Here is a 19240-nt window from a genome sequence, read left to right as displayed (position 1 = left end):
GACTAGGTAGTTTTCCCGCCCAATATGCGGCCTGCCGCCTGTGACAGCGCCGCCGTGAGGCGGTCAATCACGTCGGAATTCAGGTTCCAGCAGTGCCAGTACAGGTTCACCGGCAGCGTCACCGTAGGCACCAGGTTCACCAGCTGCCCGTCGTCGATCAGGCCGCGCACCAGCAGCTCGGGCACCACGCTGGCGCCCCAACCGGCCAGCACGGCGCGCACCATGCCCTCGGAGCTGGGCACAAAGCGCTGGCTCACCGACACGCGACGCAAGTTCAGCGCGCGGCCCACAAATTCGGACGGCAAATCGTCCTTGCGGTTGAAGGCCACAAACGGAATGTTGCGGAAGTTGTGCGGCGTGAGGCCCTGCGGGCAGTGCACCTGCGCATAGTCCTTGCTCACCACCGCCACGTAGTGCATGGCACCCAAGGGCAGCACCTTGCAGCCGCGCAGGGCCTGCTTGAGCGTGGTCACACAGCCCAGCACCTGGCCTTCGCGCAACCATTCGTGGGTGAAGTCCTGGTCGTCGGTGATGATTTCCAGCGGCAGTCCGGCATGCACCAGCGGGTCCAGTGCCGAGAGCGCCCAGGTGGCAATGCTGTCGGCGTTGATCGCAATCGAGATGCGTTCGTCCTCGCGTGAGGCGCCGGTACTGGGCGCCAGCTCCAACAGGTCGCTCTCCAGGTCGGCGCGCAGCAGGCGCATCTGCATGGCGTGTTTGATCAGCAATCGCCCGGCTGTGGTGGCCTTGACCGGGCGGCTGCGCACCAGCAGCACGGTGCCCACCTGCGCCTCCAGCGCACGCAGGCGCTGGGACACGGCAGACTGGGTGATCGACAGGCGCACAGCAGCGCGCTCAAAGCCGCCCTCTTCCACAATGGCGGCCAGACATTCCAGGGCATCGGTATCAAACGTTCGCATGCCCATATTATTAGCGCTGCTAATGTTTTCGCAAACGCTTTCATTTCTCTTTTACTGGCGCAAGGCTTGCCTGACACTGCCAGCATGAAAATTATTGTTCTCGGCGCCGGCACCATCGGCATTTGTACCGCTTGGCATTTGCTGGAGCTGGGCCACGACGTGACCGTGGTCGAACGCCAGCCCGACGCGGCCATGGAAACCAGCTTTGCCAACGGCGCGCAAATCTCGGTCAGCTACTGCGAGCCGTGGGCCAACAAGGAAGCTCCGCTCAAGGCGCTGAAATGGATGCTGAGCAAAGAGGCGCCCTTGCTGTTCCGCCCCCAGAACCCCTTCGGCGCCGGTCTGCACCAATACGCCTGGGGCCTGAAGTTCCTGGCCAACTGCAACGACACCGCCTTCGAGCGCAATGTGCAGCAACTCGTGGCCCTGGGCGCCTACAGCCATGCGGCACTCAAAGACATGGTGGCCACAACCGGCATCGAATACAACCGCCTGGAACGCGGCATTGCCCACTACTACTGCGACCAGAAGTCGTTCGACACCGCAGGCGAGGCCGCCGCGCTGATGCGCAAATACGGCGTCAACCGCCAGGTCATCAGCAAAGAAGAACTGCTCAAGATTGAGCCGGCGTTTAAACAGTTTGCCCACCAGATCGTGGGCGGCACCATCACCCCCAGCGACGAGTCGGGTGATTGCCGCGTCTTTACCCAGGAACTGGCCAAGCGCTGCATCGCGCGCGGCGCCGAGTTTTTGTACGAACACAGCGTGGATGGGCTGAATGTGAGCCTGGGCGCTATTAAATCAGTAGCTGTTCGCGCACTGTCCACGGGCCCGAATGGCAAAAATGTTCCCGGTTCGCTGCGCACCCTCCAGGCCGACCACATCGTGGTGGCGGCGGGTTCCTACACCGCACCGCTGTTGCGCACCGTGGGTGTGGACCTGCCCATCTACCCCGGCAAGGGCTACAGCGCCACCTTCAAGATCCTGAAGCCCGAACTGGCGCCCTTCGTCTCCACCATCGACGACGCCAAAAAAATCGCCATCAGCCGCCTGGGCGACCAGCTGCGTGTGGCCGGCACCATCGAGGTGGGCGGCTTCGACCTCACGCTGGACACCCCCGTGGCCCAGGCCCGCTGCAACATGCTGGCCCGCCGTATCGAGGAAGTGCTGCCAGGCGTGTGCGACACCCGCAGCGAAGCCGACGGCGGCCAACCCAATTACTGGACCGGCCTGCGCCCCGCCACCCCCACCAACATCCCCTACATCGGCCAAAGCCCGGTGCGCGGCTTGTGGGTCAACGCGGGCCACGGCACGCTGGGGTGGACGCATGGTGCAGGGTCGGGCAAGGCGATCGCCCAGTTGATCCACGGCGAGAAGCCGGAGATGAACTTCAGGTTTTACGGGATGTAAACCACGTTGGGGCCAAGCTGGCCCCAACGCTTAGGCGAGACCGAGCAGGCGCACCGCATTGCCTTTGAGGATGCCAGGCATCACTTCAGGCTTGAAACCGGCTTCCTCAAAGTCCTTCATCCAGCGCTCGGGTGTGATCAACGGATAGTCGGAGCCAAACAACACACGGTCTTTCAGCAGCGTATTGGCGTACTGCACCAGTTGCTTGGGAAAGTACTTGGGGCTCCAACCCGAGAGGTCGATCCAGACATTGGGCTTGTGGGTGGCCACACTCAGCGCCTCATCCTGCCAGGGGAAACTCGGGTGCGCCATGACGATCTGCATGTCGGGGAAGGCAATCGCCACGTCGTCCAAGTGCATGGGGTTGCTGTACTCCAGGCGCAAGCCACCGCCGCAGCGCATGCCACTGCCAATACCGCTGTGGCCGGTGTGGAAGATGGCGGGCAGCTTGTGGGCATTGATCACCTCATAGATCGGCCAAGCCATCTTGTCGTAGGGGTGGTAGCCCTGCACAGTCGGGTGGAACTTGAAACCCTTGACGCCGTGCTCCTTGATCAGGCGCTCGGCCTCACGCGCGCCCATCTTGCCCTTGTGCGGGTCGATGCTGGCGAAGCACATCATCATGTCGCTGTTCTTTTGCGCGGCCTCGGCAATCTCCTCGTTCGGAATGCGCCGACGCCCCAGCTGCGACTCGCTATCCACCGTGAACATCACCAGTCCAATCTTGCGCTCGCGGTAATAGTCGATCGTCTCCTGAATGGTTGGGCGGCGGCTGTTGCGAAAGTACTTGTCAGCCGCGCGGTCGTACTCCTCACCGTAGTTGTCGAACGGATTCCAGCAACTGACTTCGGCGTGGGTGTGGATGTCGATAGCGATGAGGTTTGCATGGTCCATGACTGTCTCCAAATTGCGGATGCCGGCTCGAACGCCCTAGGGTAAACACCGACCCAAAGCCCGTCGCGCCTACTTGAATTGGTTATAAGTCATAACCATAATTGTTTTCCAAAGGAAGCGCAACATGCAGAACCCCAACCTCCATTTCGAACGCCATGGCGAGCAGCAAGAAGTGGCAGTCATCCGCCTCACCCGTCCGGCCAAGCGCAACGCACTCAACGACAGCCTCATTCTTGCCCTGCGTGATTTGTTCGACAACATGCCAGAAGGGGTGCGCGCCGCCGTCATAGACGGCGATGGCGACCATTTCTGCGCCGGCCTGGACTTGAGTGAACTTCAGGAGCGCGACGCAGGCCAAGGCCTGTACCACTCGCGCATGTGGCATGCCGCGCTGGAACGGGTGCAGTACGGCCCGGTCCCTGTCATCGCCGCGCTGCATGGCGCAGTGGTCGGCGGTGGGCTGGAGCTGGCTAGCGCCTGCCACATCCGCGTGGCCGATGCATCCACCTTCTATGCGTTGCCGGAGGGCTCACGCGGCATTTTTGTGGGTGGTGGCGGTGCGGTGCGCATCCCGCGCCTGATCGGTGCTGCACGCATGAGCGACATGATGCTGACCGGTCGGGTCTACGACGCGGCGGACGGCGAGAAGGTCGGCTTCGCGCAGTACCTCGTCCCGCAGGGCTCGGCTTTTGACAAAGCCATGGAGCTGGCCGTGCGCGTGGCGCAAAACGCGCCACTGACCAACTACGCGTTGATCCACGCCTTGCCACGCATCGCGGAACAACCGGCGGACCAGGGCTTCCTCACCGAAGCCATGATGGCCGCCATCGCCCAGAGTGCGCCCGAAGCCAAACAGCGCATGCGCGCCTTTCTGGATGGCAAGGCCGCCAAGGTTCGCAAAGGCTGACTCCCTGCAAACGCAAACAAAAAGAAAACCCATGAGCGAGACTTCCACCACCCCGCGCTACCGACCGGTGCCCTTTGGGGTCACCCGCGTTTCGGTGCGCGAAGGCGCGCCCGGCACGCACTACGTGCAGGCCGATTTGCCCCTGGGCGCCTATGCCCGGCGCCTGAGTGACTTTTTGGTGCACTGGGCAGAAGCCGAACCCGAGCGCACCTTCATCGCCCGGCGCGCGCCCATGGCCGATGGCAGCACGGGTGATTGGCAGCGCCTCAGCTACGCCCAGGCACTGGACGGTGCGCGCCGCATCGGTCAGGCTCTGCTGGACCGGCAGCTGAACGCCGAGCGCCCGGTGGTGATCCTGAGCGAGAACACGTTGGAACACGCACTGCTTGCACTGGGCTGCATCTATGCGGGCATCCCGTATTGCCCGGTGTCACCCGCATATGCCACCGTAAGCCAGGACTACGACAAGCTGCGCCATGTACTGGCCACGCTGACGCCGGGCCTGGTGTTCGCTGCTGACGGTACGCGCTACGGTCGCGCCATCCAGGCCACGGTCGGCAACGATGTGGAAGTGGTGCTGGCCCAGGGCAGCATCGAGGACCGCCAGACCACGGCTTTCGATCTGCTGCGCAACACAACCGCCGGCGTGGCCGTGGACGCTGCCATGCAGGCCGTGCGGCCCGACACCATTGCCAAGTTTCTGTTCACTTCGGGCTCAACCAAACTGCCCAAGCCGGTGATCAACACCCACCGGATGTGGTGCGCCAACTTGCAACAAATCACCCTGTCGTTGCCCGTTCTGACCGAGGCCCCCCCCATCTTTGTGGACTGGCTTCCCTGGAACCACACCTTTGGTGGTAACCACAATGTGGGTCTGACCCTGCAACATGGCGGCACGCTCTACATCGACGACGGCAAACCCACGGCTGCGCTAATCGGTGAAACCCTGCGCAACCTGCGCGAGATCGCGCCCACGCTGTACTTCAACGTGCCCACCGGCTTCGAGATGATTGCCCAGGCGATGCAGACCGACATCACCTTGCGCCGCAACCTGTTGTCGCGCGTGCGCATGTTTTTCTATTCGGGTGCGGGACTCGCGCAACCCGTCTGGGATAGCCTGCACCAGACCGCCGAGTCCGAGGTGGGGGAACGCATAGTCATGGCCACAGGCCTGGGCATGACCGAGTCCGCCCCCTCGGCCATGTTCATCAACAGTCCGAGTGTGAAGGCCGGTGACATCGGCGTACCGGTGCCGGGCATGACGCTCAAGCTCGTGCAGGTGGACAACAAAACCGAGGTCCGCTACAAGGGCCCCAATGTGACACCCGGCTATTGGCGCTCCGACCAAGCCACACGCGACGCGTTCGACGAGGAAGGGTATTTGTGCACCGGCGACGCCGTGCAATGGATAAACCCCGACGACCTGCACCGCGGTCTGAAGTTCGACGGCCGTATTGCCGAAGACTTCAAGCTGTCTACTGGCACCTTCGTCAGCGTAGGGCCCATGCGCGCCAAGGTCATCGTCACCGGCGCACCCTATGTGCAGGACGTGGTGCTCACGGGCCTGAACATGAAAGAGGTCGGTGCGCTGATTTTCCCTTCACCCGCTTGCCGCGCCGTCAGCGGCCTGCCCGTCGACGCGCCCTGGGATGCCGTGCTGGCCAGCGCCCCCGTGCGTGCTCGGCTTCAGGCTGTGCTGAATGAACTGGCCCGTCAAGCGACCGGCAGCGCCAACCGCATTGCCCGTGCGCTGCTGCTGACCGAGCCCCCCTCCATCGACAAGGGCGAGGTCACCGACAAGGGATCTATCAACCAGCGCGCCGTGCTCAAACACCGAGACGCCCTGGTGCAAGCCCTGCACGACGGCAGCGCACCCAACATCCTGCAGCCCCAGCCCTGAGGACATATTTATGAAGATCGAAGGACAAGCAGTATTGGTCACCGGCGGCGCCTCGGGCCTGGGCGAAGCCACGGCACGCGAACTGGCCCGCCTGGGCGCCAAAGTCGCCGTGCTCGACGTGAACGCCGCACTGGCCGCCCAAGTGGCTGCCGACATCGGTGGCGTCGCATGCGTCTGTGACATCACGAACACCGACAGTGTCACCGCCGCACTGGCGCAGGCCGCAGCCGCCCATGGCCCCGCGCGCATTCTGATGAACGTTGCCGGTATCGGCAGCGCCAAGCGCATCGTCGGCAAGGATGGCAATCCCGCGCCACTGGAAGATTTCGTGCGCGTGATCAACATCAACCTCATTGGCAGCTACAACGTCAGCCGCCTCTTCGCAGCACAGTGCGTGAAGCTGCCACCGCTGGAAGACGGCGCACGCGGCGTGATGATGTTCACCGCCTCTGTGGCCGCCTTCGATGGCCAGATCGGCCAACAAGCCTACAGTGCATCGAAGGGTGGCCTGGTCGGCATGACACTGCCCATGGCGCGTGACCTGGCGCAGCACGGCATCCGTGTCTGCACCGTTGCACCCGGGCTGTTCGCCACACCGCTCATGCAAGAGCTGCCCGAGGCCGTTCAACAGTCGCTGGCCGCGTCCATCCCCTTTCCGCCACGCCTGGGCCACCCGGAAGAGTTCGCCCAACTGGCCTGCCACATCGTCACCAACGGACATCTCAACGGCGAGGTCATCCGTCTTGATGGAGCGTTGCGCATGGCGCCGCGCTGACCCCGTTCCCGCCCCACGATCTATTACAAGGAGACAAATACCATGCAACGCCGTCAACTCATCCAAGCCGCCGCCAGTGCCACCGCCCTCGGTGCACTGGCCCCTTTTTCCGCCTTTTCCCAGGGGTTGGAACAGGTCAAGATCTTCTACGGTTTCCCGCCCGGCAGCGCCGGTGACAGCGTGGCGCGGCGGGTCGCCGAGAAGCTCGCGGGCACGCCGTACAGCCGACTCGCCGGTTTTGTGGAAAACAAGCCGGGAGCCGGCGGCCGCATCGCCATTGAGACGCTGAAAAACTCGCCCGCCGACGGCTCGGTCCTGGCCCTGGCACCGGTATCGGCCTTGGCCGTCTACCCCTACATCTACCCCAACCTGGCCTACAAACCGGAAGACGTGACCCAAGTGTCCATCGGCGCCATCATGTTTCACGGCCTGGCCGTCGGTCCAGCCGTACCCGCCGAAGTCAAGACGCTGAAAGACTTCCTCGCCTGGGCCAAGGCGAATCCCGCACAGGCCAGCTACGGCACACCGGGCGCCGGCTCCATGCCCCACCTGCTGGGCGCGCTGCTGGGCCTGCGTGCCGGTGTGGAACTCAAGCAAGTGCCCTACCGCGGCACGGTGCCCAGCATCACCGATCTGGTCGGCGGTCAGATCGCCGCAGCGATGAACCCGAGCGGCGACTACCTGCAGCACATCAAGACCGGCAAGGTGCGTGTACTGGCCACCTCGGGCCGCAAGCGCTCGCCCTACCTGCCCGAGGTTCCAACATTCATGGAACTCGGCTACCCGGACGTGACCTCGGAAGAGTGGTTCGGCTTCTACGCACCCGCCAAGACGCCGGCCGCCACCATTGCCACAGCCAACGCCGCGATCACGGCGGCCCTGAAGGACAAGGCAGTGATCGATGCGCTCGCCGTCGTCGGCCTGGTCGCCCGCGGCAGCACGCCGCAGGAAATGGCCGTAGACCAAAAGGCCGAGTACGAACGCTGGGGGCCTCTGGTGAAGCAGATCGGCTTCACCGCAGAATCCTGACGAGAGACCAGGGCCGCAGATTTGCGGCCCTTTATGATGGGCCATGGCCACCCGCAAGCCCTCTCCTGACCCCAGCGTCGATCAGGTCGACACCCGTTTTCTAGACAGCCTGGTCGGCTACAACGCCCGGCGCGCAACGCTGGTCATCGTCGACGCCTTTCTGCGCAACATGGCGGTGTACGGTCTTCGTCCGGTCGATTTTTCCGTGCTTTCGCTGATCGGGCACAACCCCGGCATCACGTCGCGCCAACTCTGTGCGACCCTGAACCTCCAGCCACCCAACCTGGTCGGCATGGTCAACCAGTTGCAGACCCGCGAGCTGATCCTGCGTCGCCCCCATCCGCACGATGGCCGCGCCATGGGCCTGCACCTGACGCCTGCCGGCAAGAAAATGATGAAACAGGCCGAAGTCACCGCGTTCGAGCTGGAAGAGGCGGCCACCGCCCGGCTCAGTGCGGCGGAGCGCAAGACGCTGATGCAGTTGCTGCGGAAGATTTATGTCTGACGTTCAGGCGCTTGCATGCGCCCGCACCAAACACTCCTGAAACGCCCGCGTCGCCCGGCTCGGCTGCGGTGACTTGCGTGTGATGGCGAAGAACTGGCAGGCGTAGTGCAGCAGGTCGGGCCGCACGGCCTGCATGAGGCCGCGGCGCACAAAGCTTTCCGCGTAGTGGTCAGGCAGGAAGCCCAGAAACTGGCCGGAGAGGATCAGCGTGGCGATGGACTCCTGATCAAAGCCTGTGGCACGGCGCGGCAGGCGCATGCGCTGGCTCAGTTCCATATTGGGCGAGTGGTAGCCCAGCCCCGCGAATTCGTGTTTGGCCAGCGTGTCCCAGTTCAGGGTGCGGTGGTTGGCATTCCACAGTGCGTGGCGCGTGCCGCAGTACAGCAGCATGTGTTCGTCAAACAGCGGCGTGTAGTCCAGCACGTCCGACGCCCGATGGCCGGGGATGATGCCCACGTGGAACTGCCCGTCCAGCACACCACGCTCGATGGCCGTGAGGGTGGCGACGTGCAGGTTCAGAGCGACATCTGGAGCTTCTTCATGAAAGTGAGCGATGGCTTCGGCAATGTGGCTGGCCGGGTTGCTGGCAGTTTTGTCGAACACCGCCACCTGTAGCTGCCCGCCCATGCGCTGGTGGATTTCGTCCACGCTGCTGCGGAACGCGTCGGTAGCGGCCAGCAGTTGGCTGGTCTGGGCGTAGATCTTTTCACCCTCGGCCGTGAGCGCAAAACCGGCCCGGCCGCGCCGGCACAGGGTCAGGCCCAGCCGGGTTTCCAGATCTTTGATGTGGCGGCTGACGGTGGATGTGCCTATATTGAGTTCCAGTTCGGCCGCGGCCATGCCCCCGCAATCGACCACGGCCTTGAACACGCGCAGCAGGCGCAGGTCCATGTCGCTGATCTGGCCGAGGACCGCTTTGTTTTTTACTTTCATAACTTGCGAAGTAAATAGTGATATTTGTGACTTTATAAGAGTAACAGAGCTACCCACAATGCACCATCGCCCGAGAAGGCTTACCCACCCCACCCACTGGAGTTCCCCATGAAGCTCAACGACACCAGCAGCCCCGCCACTGGCGAAGCCGTCACCAGCGCATCCACCTTCCCCATGTCCCGCGAATGGATGGAGTCGCACTGGATGGCCTTTACCGGCAACCGCGATTTCAAGGCCAATCCCCGCATGATGGTGAGTGCGCAAGGCGCCTACTTCACCGACTCCAATGGCAAGAAGATTTTTGACGGCCTCTCTGGCCTGTGGTGCGCGGGCCTGGGCCATGGCCGCCGCGAGATCACCGAGGCGGTGAGCAAGCAAATGGCGACCATGGACTACTCGCCCGCCTTCCAGTTTGGCCACCCGCTGTCATTTGAGCTGGCCAACAAGATTGTGGAACTGACCCCCGAGGGCCTGGACTATGTGTTCTACACCGGCTCCGGCTCTGAGTCCGCAGACACCGCGCTCAAGATGGCCCGCGCTTACTGGCGCGCCAAGGGCATGGGTAGCAAGACCCGCCTGATTGGCCGCGAAAAGGGTTACCACGGCGTGAACTTCGGCGGCATCTCGGTGGGCGGCCTGCCGGCCAACCGCAAGACCTTCGGCCAGGGCATTGAGGCCGACCACCTGGCCCACACCCAGCTGGCATCCAACGCGTTCAGCAGGGGCCTGCCCGAAAAAGGCGGCGACATGGCCGACGAGCTGCTGCGCCTGATCGCGCTGCATGACGCGTCCAACATTGCCGCGGTCATCGTGGAGCCCATGTCCGGCTCGGCCGGCATTGTGGTGCCACCCGTGGGCTACCTGCAGCGCCTGCGCGAAATCTGCACGCAGAACAACATCCTGCTGATTTTTGATGAAGTGATCACCGGCTTTGGCCGACTGGGTGCCTACACCGGCGCGGCCTACTTTGGCGTGGTGCCCGACATCCTGAACGCGGCCAAGCAAATCACCAACGGCGCCCAGCCCCTGGGCGTGACGGTGGCCAAGAAAGAGATTTACGACACATTCATGGCGCAGGGCGGCCCGGACTACATGCTGGAATTCCCCCACGGCTACACCTACTCCGCCCACCCGGTGGCCTGCGCGGCCGGCATTGCGGCGCTGGACCTGCTGGTCAAGGAAAACATGATTGAACGCGTGAACGCATTGACGCCCTACTTTGAGAAAGCCGTGCACAGCCTGCGCGGCACCAAGCACATCACCGACATCCGCAACCTGGGCCTGTCCGCCGGCTTCACGCTGGCTGCGGTGCCCGGCGAGCCTGCCAAGCGCCCCTACGAGGTGGCCATGCGCTGCCTGGACAAGGGCTTTTACGTGCGCTACGCCGGTGACTGCATTGCGCTGGCGCCACCGTTCATCACCACCGAGGCGGAGATCGACAGCCTGGTCAACGCGCTGGGCGAGGCCATCAACGAGACGGCGTAAGGCGGCTTTGCCGCACCATGTATTACTATTAATTTCATAGCTGCTAGCGCATATTTCATGCGGGCTAGCGCCCTATTTTCTTTATAAAACACCGTATGTCCTCACTCCCCATCGTCGGCCACTTGATCGGCGGCAAACTCGTCACCAGCGGTGACCGCGCGCAAGACGTCTTCAACCCCGCCACCGGCAAAGCCGAGAAACGCGTGCTGCTGGCCCCCAAGGCCACCGTGGAAGAAGCAATTGCCAACGCACAAGCCGCCTTCCCCGCCTGGCGGAACACGCCGCCCCTCAAGCGCGCCCGCGTCATGGGCAACCTGAAGGTGCTGCTGGAAAAACACGCCGAGGAACTCTGCGCCCTCATCACCGCCGAACATGGCAAGGTGCTGAGCGACGCCCTGGGAGAGCTGCAGCGCGGCATTGAAAACGTGGAGTACGCCAGCTATGCGCCCGAGCTGCTCAAGGGCGAGCACAGCAAAAACGTCGGCCCGGCCATCGACAGCTGGAGCGAATTCCAGGCACTGGGCGTCACCGCCGGCATCACGCCGTTCAACTTCCCCGCCATGGTGCCGCTGTGGATGTGGCCGATGGCCGTGTCCTGCGGCAACACCTTTGTGCTCAAGCCTTCCGAGCGCGACCCCAGCTCCACGCTGCGCATCGCCGAACTGGCCCTCGAAGCGGGCCTGCCACCCGGCGTGCTCAACGTGGTCAACGGCGACAAGGAGGCCGTTGACACGCTGCTGACCGACCCGCGCGTGAAGGCCGTGAGCTTTGTTGGCTCCACCCCGATTGCCGAATACATCTACGCCACCGGCTGCGCCCACGGCAAACGCGTGCAAGCCTTGGGCGGCGCCAAGAACCACGCCGTGGTCATGCCCGATGCCGACATTGGCAATGCCGTGAGCGCGCTGATGGGTGCCGCCTACGGCTCCTGCGGCGAGCGCTGCATGGCCATCCCGCTGGTGGTCGCCGTGGGTGACGCCACCGCCGACGCCGTGATTGCCGGCCTCAAGACCGAGATTTCCAAGATGAAGGTCGGCCCCGGCACCGCCCCCGGCATGGACATGGGCCCGCTGGTCACCAAGCCGCACTTCGAGAAGGTGAAGGGCTATGTGGACCAGGGCGTGAAAGAAGGCGCCACGCTGGTGGTGGACGGCCGTGGCCTGACCATCGCCGGCCATGAGGACGGCTACTACCTCGGCCCCTGCCTGTTCGACCACGTCAAACCCGGCATGGTGATTTACCAGGAAGAAATCTTTGGCCCGGTGCTGGGTGTGGTGCGCGTCAAGACGCTGCAAGAGGCCATGGACCTGATCGACGCCCACGAATACGGCAACGGCACCTGCATCTTCACCCGCGACGGCGAGGCGGCCCGCTACTTCACCGACAACATTTTGGTCGGCATGGTGGGCGTGAACGTGCCCCTGCCCGTGCCGGTGGCCTACCACTCGTTTGGTGGCTGGAAGCGCAGCCTGTTTGGTGACCTGCACGCCTACGGCCCCGACGCTGTGCGCTTCTACACCAAGCGCAAGACCATCACGCAGCGCTGGCCCTCGGCTGGGGTGCGCGAAGGGGCGGTGTTCAGCTTCCCCAGCAGCCGCTAACCCTGCGTCGGCCTTCACCCCGCAAGGGCTTGCCAATTGGCAAGCCCTTTTTAATGTTCCGCGCAGGGGTCCGGCCGCCCCACAGCCACAGTTCCATCACACAAGCTGGCACAAGGTTTTAGGCTTCCCAAGACAATGGCCCCATGAATGCACTGAAAAACACCCGTTTGTCGCTATTGGACCTGGTGGCCGTCCGCGAGGGCGGCACGGTGGCCGAGGCGCTGCAGATTGCCCTGCGCACCGCCCGCCATGCCGAACACCTGGGCTTTAGCCGCTATTGGCTGGCCGAACACCACAACATGCCCGGTATCGCCAGCTCGGCCACAGCCGTGCTGGTCGGCCACATTGCGGGCGGCACCGAGCGCATCCGCGTCGGCTCGGGCGGCATCATGCTACCCAACCATGCACCGCTGGTGGTGGCCGAGGCCTTTGGCACGCTGGCCGAGCTCTACCCCGGTCGTATCGACCTGGGCCTGGGCCGCGCACCCGGCACCGACCCCGCCACCATGCGTGCCCTGCGCCGCGCCAAGGTGGAGAACGAAGAGGATTTCCCGCGCGATGTGGCCGAGCTACAGGCCCTGCTGGGCCCGCTGCAGCCCGGGCAGAAGATCATGGCCATGCCCGGTGCTGGCACCGAGGTACCGATCTGGTTGCTGGGCTCCAGCCTGTATTCGGCCCAGTTGGCCGCGCACATGGGCCTGCCCTACGCCTTTGCCTCGCACTTTGCGCCGCGTTTTCTGCACCAGGCCCTCGGCCTGTACCGCAGCCTGTTCAAACCCTCGGCCACGCTGGCCCAGCCCTATGTGATGGTGGGCGTGCCGCTGGTGGCGGCCACCACGGATGCCGAGGCCGAGTTGCTGGCCAGCAGCATCTACCAGCGGGTGCTGGGCATCCTGACCGGCAAGCGCGGCTCGCTGCCGCCGCCGGTGCCCCACTATTTGCCCCAGCTGCCCGCCGAAGCACGTGCTGCGATTGGTGACTTTTTGGGGGAAGCGGTGATTGGCGGGCCCACCACCGTGCGCGACGGCCTGGCCGCGATGGCCGAGGCCACCCAGGCCGACGAGCTGATGCTGGTCTGCGACATCTACGACCCCGCCTTGCGCCTGCGTGCGCTGGACATTGCAGCCCAGGCGGTGCGTGATGCACACGCCGACGCCGCTAAGGGCGCCGTGCCGGCAGCGGAATAAATTCAGTTTCGCCCGGCACGGTGGGAAAACGCTGGGCCTCCCAGTCATCCTGCGCTTGCAGGATGCGCGCCTTGCGGCTGGAGACAAAGTTCCACACGATGTGACGGTGGCCCAGCGGTGCACCGCCCAGCAGCATCACCCGCGTGCTCTCGCGGGCGCACAGCGTGGGCGTGCTGCCGGGCTCCAGCACCAGCATCTGACCGGGCTCCAGCAGTTCACCATCCACCTCCAGCGGCCCGTCCACACTGTAGATGCCGCGTTCCTGCGCTGCATCAGGGATGGTGAGCAAGGCGCCAGCGTCCAGTGCCAGCGCCAGGTAGAGCGTGGGCGACAAGGTGGCCACGGGCGAGGTGGCGCCAAACGCTGTGCCGATGAGTACACGCGCCGTGGCACCGGGCAACTGCACCTCGGGGATGGCGCTGGCTGGCGTGTGGGCAAACGACGGGGCATCTTCCTCATGCTCGGCCGGCAGTGCCGACCAGAGCTGGAAGCCATGGCTGCGCCGCGTGCTGCTACGCAAATCGTCGGGTGTGCGCTCGGAGTGCACGATGCCGCGGCCTGCAGTCATCCAGTTGATGGCACCGGGCTCGATGCGCTGAACCACGCCGGTGGAGTCACGGTGCATCATGGCCCCCTCCAGCAGATAGGTGACCGTGGCCAGTCCAATGTGCGGGTGCGGACGCACGTCATGGTTGTCGCCGGGTTGCGCAGTCACCGGGCCGAAGTGGTCAAAAAAAACAAAGGGGCCGATGGCCTGGCGTTGCACGGCGGGCAGCACGCGCCGCACAGTGAAGCCACCACCCAGATCGTGGGCGCGGGGGGTGATGCGTTCCGGCATAAGAGTCCTTGGCGTATGCAGCGGGGTGCTGCTTGCGCATCGTAGCAACTCTGCTCTGCTAAAGTCATCGGCTGCCTTATGAACCGTCCCCACACCCCTGACCTGCGCCTGCTGCTAGAGCGCTGGCGCGCCGAGCATGTCCTTGTGGAAGATGAGGCCTCCGCCACCAACCTGCAACGCCTGCGTTGGCTGGGCCCCTTGGTGGTGGTGCTCAATGCGCTGCATGTGCTGGTATTTCTGGTGCTGCTGCTCGGCTCCCCCGCGGGCGATGCCGCCTACCGCTGGAAGCTGGGCCTGCTGCTGGTGCACACCACCATGGGCCTGGGTGCGCTGGCCTGCACCTGGGGCGCGCAGCAGTTGCGCCACCGCCACCGAGGCCTGCCGGGGCGCTGGTTGGGCTGGGTGGCAGCCGCCTGGATACTGGCCTGTGCCGTTGCCATCGTGTCGCTGGACCAATGGGTAACTCCCAATATTTCCCCTTTTCTGATCGCCTGCCTGGGTGTGGGCCTGGCGATGTACCTGCGCCCGCTACCAGCCGCCGGCCTGTACGTGGCAGCCTATCTCGTGTTTTACCCCGTCATCGGCTGGACGCAACATACACCCGAGCTGTTGTTATCCAACCGGCTCAACGGCATCACCGCCTGCGTGATGGGCTGGGCGCTGTCGGTGTTGCTGTGGCGCAAGTTCACCACCATTGCGCTGCAACGGAGGCAGCTGGAAAAAGCCCACACCGAGCTGCAACACAAGCAAAAAGAGCTGGAGCGCCTGACCCGCCAGGACGGGCTGACCGGCCTGTTTAACCGCAACACCTTTGTGGAGCTGAGCCGCAGCGAGCTCAAACGCGCACAGCGCCAGGGCAGCGCCACCACCATCCTGCTGCTGGACCTGGACCATTTCAAACGCATCAACGACACCTGGGGCCACCCTGCAGGCGACGCCGTGCTGCGCCACGTGGCCACCCTGGCCAGCACCACCGTGCGCAGCACCGATCTGGTGGGCCGCCTGGGGGGCGAAGAGTTCATTGTGCTGCTGCCCAACACCTCCGTCGAAGCCGGCCGCAAGCTTGCCGAGAAGCTGCGCCTGCGACTGGAAGGTTCTCCGGTCCCTTGGGAGGCCACCCGCATCGGGGTTACCGCAAGCTTCGGTCTGGCCAGCACCACCCCTGAAGAGAAGCGCGACTTTGACACGCTCTACACCGAGGCGGACAAGGCGCTCTACCTGGCCAAGCAGCGCGGACGCAATCGGGTGGTGTAAGCCCCCACGCGCCACCGCTGTGCGGGTCGCGGCCTCTCCGAGGGGGCAACTCGCCTTGGGGCGGCCCGGCGGCGAGTTGCCCCTCTTGCCGCGCGAAATCGCCTAACTGGGATAATCGGGAGCTAACCCGGATCCTTATGGCACTTATTACCCTCCTCGACGCCCAGCTGGCATTTGGGCATGTCCCCCTGCTCGACCACGCTGACTTCTCCCTCGAAACGCAGGAGCGTGTGGGCCTGATTGGCCGCAACGGCGCCGGCAAATCCTCCATGCTCAAAATTCTGGGCGGCATGGAGCGCCCCGACGACGGCACACTGCAGGTGCAAACCGGAACGCGTATTTCCTACGTAGCGCAAGAACCGCAACTCGACGCGGATGCTACCGTTTTTATAGCTGTTCGCGCAGGTCTGGAGCGCGTGATCGGCCTGATTGAAGAGTATTGCCAGGGTCATGGCGACCTGGACGCGATGCAAAGCGAGATCGAAACCCTGGACGGCTGGAACTGGGAGCAGCGGGTGAATGAAACCTTGCAACGCCTGCACCTGAACCCCGACGCGGTGGTGAGCACCCTGTCTGGCGGTACCAAAAAGCGTGTGGCGCTGGCGCAGGCCCTGGTGGCCCAGCCCGACGTGCTGCTGCTCGACGAGCCAACCAACCACCTGGACCTGGATTCCATCGAATGGCTGGAAGGCCTGCTGGTGGACTTCAAGGGCTCCATCATCACCATCACCCACGACCGCTCCTTCCTGGACAACGTGGCCACCCGCATCGTGGAGCTGGACCGCGGCAAGCTGATGAGCTACCCCGGCAACTTTGCGGCCTACCTGCTGCAAAAGGAAGAACAGCTGGCCCAAGAAGCCATCATCAACGCCAAGGCCGACAAGCTGCTGGCGCAGGAAGAGGTGTGGATCCGCAAGGGCGTGGAAGCGCGCCGCACCCGCGCGACCGCCCGCATCAACCGCCTGCAGGAGCTGCGTGCCAACCGCGAATCGCGCCGCGATGTGGTGGGCAGTGTCAACATGGACGTGAACAGCGGCGACAAGAGCGGCAAGCTGGTCTCCGAGATGGTGCATGTCAGCAAGACCTTTGGCGACCGCAAGATCGTGGACAACTTCACCGCGACCATTTTGCGCGGCGACAAGATCGGCCTGTTGGGCCCGAACGGCGCGGGCAAGACCACGCTGCTCAAACTCATTCTGGGCGAGCACAAGCCCGACCCGGCACCGGCCAACGCGCCCAAGCCCGAACCCGGCCACAGCCCCTGGGGTACGGTGCGCCTGGGTGCCAACGTCACCGTGGCCTACTTCGACCAGATGCGCAACGCACTGGACCTGGACGCGACGCTGGAAGACTTCATCAGCCCCGGCTCCGAGTGGATCGAGATTGGCAACCAGAAGAAGCACCGCAAGAGCTACCTGGGCGACTTCCTGTTCTCGCCGGCCCGCGCCACCTCCCCCGTGCGCTCGCTCTCCGGTGGTGAACGCAACCGCTTGCTGCTAGCGCGCCTGTTCGCCCGCCCGGCCAACGTGCTGGTGCTGGACGAGCCGACCAACGACTTGGACATCGACACACTGGAACTGCTGGAAGACCTGCTGCAAAGCTACGACGGCACGGTGTTCCTGGTCAGCCATGACCGCACCTTCCTGGACAACGTGGTCACTAGCACGATTGCCTATGAAGGCGACGCCAAGTGGCGCGAGTACGAAGGCGGCGTGAGCGACTGGCTGATCCAGACCAAACGCGCCAACGCCATCAACGCCGCTGCAGGCAAAACCACCGCCAAGCCGTTTAACTACGAGCGTGAGCAGCTCCAAAAACAGGAGGAAGCCAGCGCCAAGGTCAGCGCCAGCACTCCGGTAGCCCCGGCCCCCGCCAAGGCCAAGAAGCTCAGCTTCAAGGACCAGCGCGAACTGGACGGACTGCCCGACCGGATTGCCGCACTGGAAGCGGAGCAGGCCGACATCACCGAGGCCCTGGCCGACGGCAGCCTCTACGCCAGCGACAACGCACGGGCCATCGCCCTGTCGGAGCGCAATGCCCAGATCGACGAAGAACTGATGGCGGCGCTGGAGCGCTGGGAGGCGTTGGGCGGGGCCTAAGCCGGCTTCGGCCCCGGGAGGCTACACCACCTGCGCTGCGCGCAGCGCGGCAATGGCCGCAGCGTCCAGCCCCAGCTCTGCCAGCACCGCTTCGGTGTGCTCGCCCAGGGCGGGTGGTGCGTGGCGCAGTTGCACCGGCGCGTCCGCCAGGCGCAGCGGGCTGGCCACGGTTGCTATGTTTTCAATAGCTGTTTGCGCAGTAGCCACGGGGGCTAGCACCTGTTTTTGCACCAAACCCCGGGCCTGCACCTGGGCGTCGGCGAAAGCCTCGTCCAGCGTATTGATAGGACCGCAGGGCACCGCACGATGCTCCAGCAGGGCAATCCACTCGGCCGTCGTGCGCTCTTGGGTCACCTCTGACATCAGGGGTATCAGGGTGCTGCGGTGGGCCACGCGTTCGCTGTTGGTGCCAAAACGCGGGTCCTGCGCCCATTCGGGATGGCCGGCCGCGGCGCTGAAACGGGCGAACTGGCCGTCGTTGCCCACGGCCAACAGCATGGCGCCGTCGGCGGTCGGAAAGTCCTGGTAAGGCACCAGGCTGGGGTGGGCATTGCCCATGCGCTGCGGCACCTGTCCGGTGTTTAAAAACCCCGCCGCCTGGTTGGCCAATATCGCCATGCCCACGTCCAGCAGCGCCATGTCGATGTGCTGGCCCTGGCCGGTGCGGTGGCGCATTTCCACCGCGGCCAGGATGGCGCTGGTGGCGTAGATGCCGGTGAACACATCGGTGATGGCCACACCCGCGCGCTGCGGGCCGCCGCCGGGCTCGCCATCGGCCCGACCGGTGATGCTCATCATGCCGCTCATGGCCTGCACCATGAGGTCGTAGCCCGCACGCTCGGCGTAGGGCCCGGTTTGGCCGAAACCAGTGATGGAGCAGTAGATCAGGCGCGGGTTCAGCGCTTTCAGACTCGCGTAGTCCAGCCCGTAGTGCGCCAGGCCCCCGACCTTGAAGTTCTCCACCAGGATGTCGCTTTGCAGCGCCATCTGGCGAATCAGCGCCTGGCCTTCGGGCTTGGCGATGTCGATGGTGATGGAGCGCTTGTTGCGGTTGCAGGCCGTGAAATAGCTGGCGTGCGCCGTGTCGTGGCCCCGCGCATCCTGCAGGAAGGGCGGCCCCCAATGGCGGGTGTCGTCGCCCACACCGGGGCGCTCCACTTTCACCACATCAGCCCCCAGGTCGGCCAGCATTTGCGTGCACCAGGGGCCCGCCAGCACGCGGGACAGGTCCAGCACCTTGAGGTGGCTCAGGGCACCGGTGGGCACGGGGTTTGGGGGGGAAGTGGCTTGCATGGGGAAGGGCTCGCGAAAGGCGGAAAAGCCCATGTTACCCGCCTGAAACGCTCGGTGTTTTCCCTGAGTTTGGCCACCGGAAGCGATTTTGGCGTTGACAGGTAACTGCATAAATTCTCTAATTTCTATCTTGAAAACGTTTTCAAGCGTTCTTTTTGCCGATTGGCAACGATTTCATGCGGTTCTGTGTTTTCGTACCTAACAACTTTT

Annotated in this window: 16 protein-coding genes; 11 read left to right on the top strand and 5 right to left on the bottom strand. The window is 64.3% G+C overall.

Annotated features, from left to right (window positions below):
- Nucleotides 1-2: 2 nt before the first annotated feature.
- Complete coding sequence (locus AC3WS7_RS16255) at nt 3-920, bottom strand: LysR family transcriptional regulator ArgP (RefSeq protein ID WP_296469336.1); 918 nt, start codon at nt 918-920, stop codon at nt 3-5.
- A 66-nt stretch (nt 921-986) separates the two neighbouring features.
- Here AC3WS7_RS16255 and AC3WS7_RS16250 point away from each other — a divergent pair, with 66 nt between their 5' ends.
- Entirely contained in the window at nt 987-2330 is a 1344-nt protein-coding gene (locus AC3WS7_RS16250) for a D-amino acid dehydrogenase (protein ID WP_492657100.1), read from the top strand.
- A 30-nt stretch (nt 2331-2360) separates the two neighbouring features.
- On the opposite strand, the gene AC3WS7_RS16245 is transcribed toward AC3WS7_RS16250, so the two are convergent.
- Nucleotides 2361-3224, bottom strand: coding sequence for an amidohydrolase family protein (locus tag AC3WS7_RS16245; RefSeq protein ID WP_492657099.1), 864 nt, complete (start codon nt 3222-3224; stop codon nt 2361-2363).
- A 124-nt stretch (nt 3225-3348) separates the two neighbouring features.
- Between AC3WS7_RS16245 and AC3WS7_RS16240 the strand changes: the two genes are divergently transcribed.
- From AC3WS7_RS16240 to AC3WS7_RS16220, 5 genes are read left to right on the top strand one after another with little or no spacing between them, the layout of a single operon-like run.
- Entirely contained in the window at nt 3349-4131 is a 783-nt protein-coding gene (locus tag AC3WS7_RS16240; RefSeq protein ID WP_492657098.1) for a crotonase/enoyl-CoA hydratase family protein, read from the top strand.
- Nucleotides 4132-4162: 31 nt separating this feature from the next.
- Nucleotides 4163-6031 carry a feruloyl-CoA synthase gene (locus AC3WS7_RS16235; RefSeq protein WP_492657097.1) on the top strand — a complete coding sequence of 623 codons (1869 nt, stop codon included), beginning with the start codon at nt 4163-4165 and terminating at the stop codon, nt 6029-6031.
- A gap of 10 nt (nt 6032-6041) precedes the next feature.
- Nucleotides 6042-6806, top strand: coding sequence for an SDR family NAD(P)-dependent oxidoreductase (locus AC3WS7_RS16230; RefSeq protein ID WP_492657096.1), 765 nt, complete (start codon nt 6042-6044; stop codon nt 6804-6806).
- Nucleotides 6807-6848: 42 nt separating this feature from the next.
- Nucleotides 6849-7835, top strand: a complete 987-nt coding sequence (locus tag AC3WS7_RS16225; protein WP_492657095.1) for a tripartite tricarboxylate transporter substrate-binding protein — start codon at nt 6849-6851, stop codon at nt 7833-7835.
- Nucleotides 7836-7878: 43 nt separating this feature from the next.
- Nucleotides 7879-8340 carry a MarR family winged helix-turn-helix transcriptional regulator gene (locus AC3WS7_RS16220; protein WP_492657094.1) on the top strand — a complete coding sequence of 154 codons (462 nt, stop codon included), beginning with the start codon at nt 7879-7881 and terminating at the stop codon, nt 8338-8340.
- A 3-nt stretch (nt 8341-8343) separates the two neighbouring features.
- Here AC3WS7_RS16220 and AC3WS7_RS16215 read toward each other — a convergent pair whose 3' ends face one another.
- Nucleotides 8344-9273 (bottom strand): LysR family transcriptional regulator, encoded by a 930-nt coding sequence (locus AC3WS7_RS16215; RefSeq protein WP_492657093.1) that lies wholly within the window; start codon nt 9271-9273, stop codon nt 8344-8346.
- A 108-nt stretch (nt 9274-9381) separates the two neighbouring features.
- Here AC3WS7_RS16215 and aptA point away from each other — a divergent pair, with 108 nt between their 5' ends.
- From aptA to AC3WS7_RS16200, 3 genes are all read left to right on the top strand, one after another.
- Complete coding sequence (gene aptA / locus AC3WS7_RS16210; protein WP_492657092.1) at nt 9382-10758, top strand: omega-aminotransferase AptA; 1377 nt, start codon at nt 9382-9384, stop codon at nt 10756-10758.
- 95 nt (nt 10759-10853) lie between these two features.
- The gene (locus AC3WS7_RS16205; protein WP_492657091.1) at nt 10854-12359 is read left to right on the top strand and encodes a CoA-acylating methylmalonate-semialdehyde dehydrogenase; all 1506 of its coding nucleotides are present in this window, start codon (nt 10854-10856) and stop codon (nt 12357-12359) included.
- 143 nt (nt 12360-12502) lie between these two features.
- Nucleotides 12503-13546: an LLM class flavin-dependent oxidoreductase gene (locus tag AC3WS7_RS16200; protein ID WP_492657090.1), complete on the top strand. Its 1044-nt coding sequence runs from the start codon at nt 12503-12505 to the stop codon at nt 13544-13546.
- Here the strand turns inward: AC3WS7_RS16200 and AC3WS7_RS16195 are convergent.
- Entirely contained in the window at nt 13518-14384 is an 867-nt protein-coding gene (locus AC3WS7_RS16195; RefSeq protein ID WP_492657089.1) for a pirin family protein, read from the bottom strand. The two genes, AC3WS7_RS16200 and AC3WS7_RS16195, sit on opposite strands and share 29 nt — an antisense overlap.
- A 78-nt stretch (nt 14385-14462) precedes the next feature.
- On the opposite strand from AC3WS7_RS16195, the gene AC3WS7_RS16190 reads away from it, so the two are divergent.
- Together AC3WS7_RS16190 and AC3WS7_RS16185 are read left to right on the top strand one after the other, a co-directional pair.
- On the top strand, nt 14463-15638 hold the full coding sequence (locus tag AC3WS7_RS16190) for a GGDEF domain-containing protein (protein WP_492657088.1): 1176 nt from the start codon (nt 14463-14465) through the stop codon (nt 15636-15638).
- Nucleotides 15639-15775: 137 nt separating this feature from the next.
- On the top strand, nt 15776-17737 hold the full coding sequence (locus AC3WS7_RS16185) for an ATP-binding cassette domain-containing protein (protein ID WP_296469321.1): 1962 nt from the start codon (nt 15776-15778) through the stop codon (nt 17735-17737).
- Between the two features lie 21 nt (nt 17738-17758).
- On the opposite strand, the gene AC3WS7_RS16180 is transcribed toward AC3WS7_RS16185, so the two are convergent.
- Nucleotides 17759-19030 carry a CaiB/BaiF CoA transferase family protein gene (locus AC3WS7_RS16180; protein WP_492657087.1) on the bottom strand — a complete coding sequence of 424 codons (1272 nt, stop codon included), beginning with the start codon at nt 19028-19030 and terminating at the stop codon, nt 17759-17761.
- Nucleotides 19031-19240 lie beyond the last annotated feature (210 nt).

This window comes from Rhodoferax sp. EU05-FHT12H12, from assembly GCF_058791215.1.
Note: the sequence above shows the minus strand (reverse complement) of the source record. Positions and strands in the feature narration are given on the sequence as shown.